The sequence below is a fragment of the Paraburkholderia tuberum STM678 genome (genome assembly GCF_902833905.1).
Classification (GTDB): Bacteria; Pseudomonadota; Gammaproteobacteria; order Burkholderiales; family Burkholderiaceae; genus Paraburkholderia; species Paraburkholderia tuberum.
The window spans coordinates 1-4,240 of the sequence record NZ_CADFGP010000141.1; the positions used below are offsets into that span (position 1 = coordinate 1).

Consider the following 4,240-nt stretch of genomic DNA (forward strand, 5'->3'; position numbering starts at 1 on the left):
TGCTGAGTAGGCTTTCATTCACCCTGATTTTACCGCCCCCGGACCATGTCTATAAGATTCAGATAACACGACAAGTAGTCTGACGCCGGGGGTCTGGCGGAGTCGTCAAATCCGCCCTTCAGTTTGTCCCTCGGGCATTGTGGCTTGATCAATCAGTCGCCGCTAGGGCTTGCTTTTCGATTGACACGGGTTACGCGCTTTGCTGTTGCTTTGGGCAAGGCCTTCTTGGAGCGTCGCCGCGTTTGCAAGGTCTGTTCGACTTCAGCGATCAGAGTGCTCGGCGAACAGTTCAACGCTTTTGCAATCGCAAACAGCATTGCTAACGTAGGCTGATTACGTCCTCGTTCGAGCATGCTTACGTATGAGCGTTCGATACCGGCTTCGAAGGCAAGTTGCTCTTGCGTGAGCTCTGCGAGAAGACGGTGTTTGCGCAACACCGCGCCGAAAACTACACCCAGCACCAAATTGGCCTCCCATCAAAATGGGAGCACTCTCCAGTTGCCGCTATAATCTGTCTTCGTAGTAAAATACGAATTAGAAATGAATAAGGCTTCGAATCTCTTTTCCAGTAAGGGTTTCGAGTGTTTCGTGGCGGCGCAAAGTCAGCGCGAGCGTTGCCCCACATAAATGGGCTCGTGGGCAAGCTGCGGGCCTAAATAGAAAGCAATGAGGTAGCAGGCAGTATGTTTGTGACGAGTGAAAGGAACCGTTTGCCGCCGTACGCACTGCCGTTCGGCGAACCCGAGGGCGCCACCGCGTGGACCGCGATCGAGCAGCTGATCCCGCGGGACGTGCTGATACTGCGGGTGTCGCCGGCGCGTTCGCGGGTCGTCCCGACGATCGTGATGCTCGACCTGACCACGACGGCGCCACACCTGGAGCAGTTCGTTGGCGGGGATGTCGTTCTTCGTGGCGCCGCCGTGCTGAGCACAAAATTCGCGCGCGAGGTCGACCGGTGGAGGCTCGATCCGCTGAGCGAGATCCGCGTGGGAGTCACCGAGCCCGAACAGTACAGCCAGGGCGAGCGGCTGGTGACGGTGACCCGGTTCACGACGGCGGCGGGGCGCACGTTCTCCGTGCCCGTTGCCTTGGCGACGCGCCCGGCGCGCGGCAGGCGGCTCTGGCGCGCGAAGGCACCAGCCGCTGCCCGTCGCTGATCTTGGCTCGCAGTGGACGCCGTGCGGACGTGGGGTCGGGACGGGCCACTGTGGCGTCGGACATGCGGCCGCGCTGGCGGGGTGGCCGCGTGCTGTATGGCTCGCGCTCGACGACGATGACGATGACGGAGATTGGCCAGCGGTGTGCCGGGCTCACGTGGTGCACACCGATCCCGTGCTGGGCATCAGCGCGCTTGGCGCGATGCACCGTTTGGGGGAAGGCTGGCCGTGATAATCCGCCTGATCGCGGCGAGCGCACCACCGGCGCATCGGCTGCGGCTTCAACAAGGGATCGGTATGAGCAGACGCAGGCGGGCGATCGAGCTTCCCGACGAAACCGCCGAAGCGCTGCGCGCGCGGCTGCGGCGCTTCGTGCGTGCGACCCGCGACGAGGCGACTGGGGCGACCGGGGCCGTCCCGATCCCGTTTCCCACACACGTGACGGTGCTCGCCGGGCCGCTGCGGCGGATCCGCGGCGCGCGCGAACACCGCATGGTGCCGGTGCCGGAGGGGCGGGCCGGGTCAGACGCGTGCAGGGAAGACGACGACCAACCCGGATCAGCCCCGGGCGGGTTCGCGCTGGATGACACGGGACGAGCCGACGGCAAAATGACGAAGTAGCGGACATGACGGATACACACTTTCACGGCGCCATGCGCTGGCCACTGCCGGCTGAACCCGAGCCGCAGGCCGGCTGGAACAACCGGTATTTCCTCGACACGGAATTCACCGACTTCCGGCAGTGCCAGCTGCTCAGTCTCGCCCTCGTGGGCGAGAACGGGTACGAGTTCTACGGCGAGCGGACCGATTTCGATCCGGCGTGGTGCAGCGACTTTGTCCGCGCCGTGGTACTGCCGCAGCTCGGCCAGTCCGAGGGGCGCGCGATGCCGTTTGCAGCGCTGCGCGAGGCACTGCGCGCATGGCTCGTGGCGGTGCCGGGCGACTCCGGGCCGGTGCTGTGCTACGACTACGAGACGGACCTGGCCCTGTTGCGGTTCCTGCTGGGCGGCCCGCTGCCGCGCGGCTGGCGGTTCGAGAACATCGCCGGCACGCGCAACCCGGAGCGGCGCGCCGCCTACTACGCGCGCCATGGCGGCGAGCACCATGCGCTGCATGACGCGCGCGCCAATGCCTATGCGTGCACCGGTTGAAGCCGGGCGGCTGCCGGCCGGGCCCTCGTCCGGTCTCCGGACGTGCGGACGCATTTCTTCGCTCGAACAGAAACAGCCTCATGAAGGGGATCAGGATGGCCGGGACGCGTGTGTGGATGCCACGATCCGACGTACCGCGGATTGCACAGCGCCTGCGGACCCGACGCAGGGCGTCAGGGATGACACAGGACGATCTCGCGGTCAGGGCGGGGGTGGCGAGAGTGACCCTGGTGCACTGGGAGAAGGGAAGGTGGCCGCGCACCGTCGCAGCCGCCACCGTGAACGCGCTGGAGGCGGCCCTGCAGGTGCCGCCGGGTTGGCTGCTCGGTCCTGGGACGCAACCGTTGCCGGACCCCGGGTTGCCTGCGGCGGATGCCGTCGCCCGCGAAGGACAGGGTGATCGCGAGACGCGGATCCCCGCCGCCCGGTGCCGCGAGATCGGCCCCCACGCGCGGCGGCTGCGCAGTGAACTGGGCCTGTGCGTTGCGGAGGTGGCGCGCGCCTGCCATGTGTCCCGTCCCACGCTGTTGCAGTGGGAACAGGGGACGTTCCCGAAGGCGCTCACCGTGGCGCGCCTTCGCACCTGGGAGCGCGCCCTGCTGCTCGCGCCCGGGCACCTGCTGGCGCCGCCGGCGTCGCATCCCGGGGTAGGCGATGGCCGCTGGCGCGTGACGATCGGCACGGAAACGCTCGAGGCCGCCATCCATCGCGTCGCGGCGTGCCTCGCCACCCGCGGACGCAACCTGCTCCAACCGGAGCAGCCGCTCGATGCAAAGGCCGCGCGCGATGCCGACCTGCTGGCCCACCGCTATGGGGTGGGCGCGCATCGCTGGCCACTGGTCGACGTGGCCGTCTCATACGGGATCGATCCGTCGCACGCACGCCAGACCGTGGCGCGCATGGTCGCGCGGGCGCCCGGGTTCGCCTTCAGGATTCCGGTGCTGGATGACATGCTGGCGGTGGGCGCGGCGGGCTTTCCGTTCACGACCGCCGTTTGTGTTGGCCGCATGCGTGACCTGCTGGGGCCCTCGCTGTCCATGGAACGCGCTGCGGCATTCGCCGGCGAAATACTGTCCCGGCGGATCACGGGTGCTGATCCTGGCAACGCAGTGGCCGGCACCCGCAGGCCGGCGAAAGCGGCGAACCCTTCGCTGGCCGCGGACGTCGTCTGTGTGGCGAAGGAACATCGCCTCGACAGGTCGTAAGCGGCGCAAAGGGGCGTAGCCAGCGTCGCGCCCGGCCGGCAGGGCGGGGTATCGCGGAAGGAGAACGCGAAAGCCATCGAAAGCGACAACGCTTGCGTGGCGCAGCAGGGGCTTCCACGCGACGGCTACTGGAAGTTCTGAGGGGGCGTTCAGCTGTCCGGGCGGAGCCACCGGGACGGCCTGATTTGCTGGGGGGCAGGCGATCGCGGCGCAGGTTCGGGACCTCGACGCGATGCGCGTCCGCGCAACTGCGGCACCGGATGACAAGATCACAGGGAAAGGCGAATGCTTCGAATCACCATTGAATTGCTGCCCGGTGGACGGGAAGACGGAAAGCGGGTCATCGCGAGGGCGGACATCGCACGCGTGAGTGGCGGCGCACTCGCGGACTACAGGGTGGCCCTGGACGATGCGGTGCTCCGGCAGGTCGGCGAGCGGGCCACGGTGCGCGGCTATCCGAGATGGGCGGGCAGCGTATGGGATCTCGTTGCGCGCTGTGTTGCCGCTGCACTGAATCAGGGCCGCGAAGCCCTGCCACCGCGACCCGCGCAACTGCAGGTGACGGTTCACGTGAATGACGCAGGCTACCGTTACGTGCGTCTGGATGAGATTCCCGAGCCGGCCAGAACGTACTTTGAAGTTGACCCGCAAAAACGGACATCTATCCTTTGGAGAAGGAGGTGCCGATTATGGCCAAGCATCGTACCCCGTACCCGGCGGAATTTCG

6 protein-coding genes are annotated in these 4,240 nt (G+C 66.7%); 5 read left to right on the forward strand and 1 reads right to left on the reverse strand.

Features of this window, described 5'->3' with window-relative positions; genetic code table 11:
• Window positions 1-152: 152 nt before the first annotated feature.
• Entirely contained in the window at window positions 153-461 is a 309-nt protein-coding gene (locus HWY30_RS40450; RefSeq protein ID WP_244145213.1) for a helix-turn-helix domain-containing protein, read from the reverse strand.
• Between the two features lie 222 nt (window positions 462-683).
• Between HWY30_RS40450 and HWY30_RS40455 the strand changes: the two genes are divergently transcribed.
• From HWY30_RS40455 to HWY30_RS41260, 5 genes are all read left to right on the forward strand, one after another.
• Complete coding sequence (locus HWY30_RS40455; protein ID WP_244145210.1) at window positions 684-1,157, forward strand: hypothetical protein; 474 nt, start codon at window positions 684-686, stop codon at window positions 1,155-1,157.
• A gap of 228 nt (window positions 1,158-1,385) precedes the next feature.
• Entirely contained in the window at window positions 1,386-1,778 is a 393-nt protein-coding gene (locus tag HWY30_RS40460) for a hypothetical protein (protein WP_143037198.1), read from the forward strand.
• Between the two features lie 5 nt (window positions 1,779-1,783).
• Complete coding sequence (locus HWY30_RS40465; protein ID WP_090806459.1) at window positions 1,784-2,308, forward strand: 3'-5' exonuclease family protein; 525 nt, start codon at window positions 1,784-1,786, stop codon at window positions 2,306-2,308.
• Between the two features lie 116 nt (window positions 2,309-2,424).
• Window positions 2,425-3,513: a helix-turn-helix domain-containing protein gene (locus tag HWY30_RS40470; RefSeq protein ID WP_167368693.1), complete on the forward strand. Its 1,089-nt coding sequence runs from the start codon at window positions 2,425-2,427 to the stop codon at window positions 3,511-3,513.
• 285 nt (window positions 3,514-3,798) lie between these two features.
• Window positions 3,799-4,240: hypothetical protein (locus HWY30_RS41260; RefSeq protein WP_244145212.1), on the forward strand; the 442-nt coding region annotated here is incomplete at its 3' end.

Bases quoted from the DNA above. Each gene is read 5' to 3' on its own strand.
- HWY30_RS40455 (WP_244145210.1), top strand. From the start codon at position 684: ATGTTTGTGACGAGTGAAAGGAACCGTTTGCCGCCGTACGCACTGCCG.
- HWY30_RS40465 (WP_090806459.1), top strand. From the start codon at position 1,784: ATGACGGATACACACTTTCACGGCGCCATGCGCTGGCCACTGCCGGCT.
- HWY30_RS40470 (WP_167368693.1), top strand. From the start codon at position 2,425: ATGCCACGATCCGACGTACCGCGGATTGCACAGCGCCTGCGGACCCGA.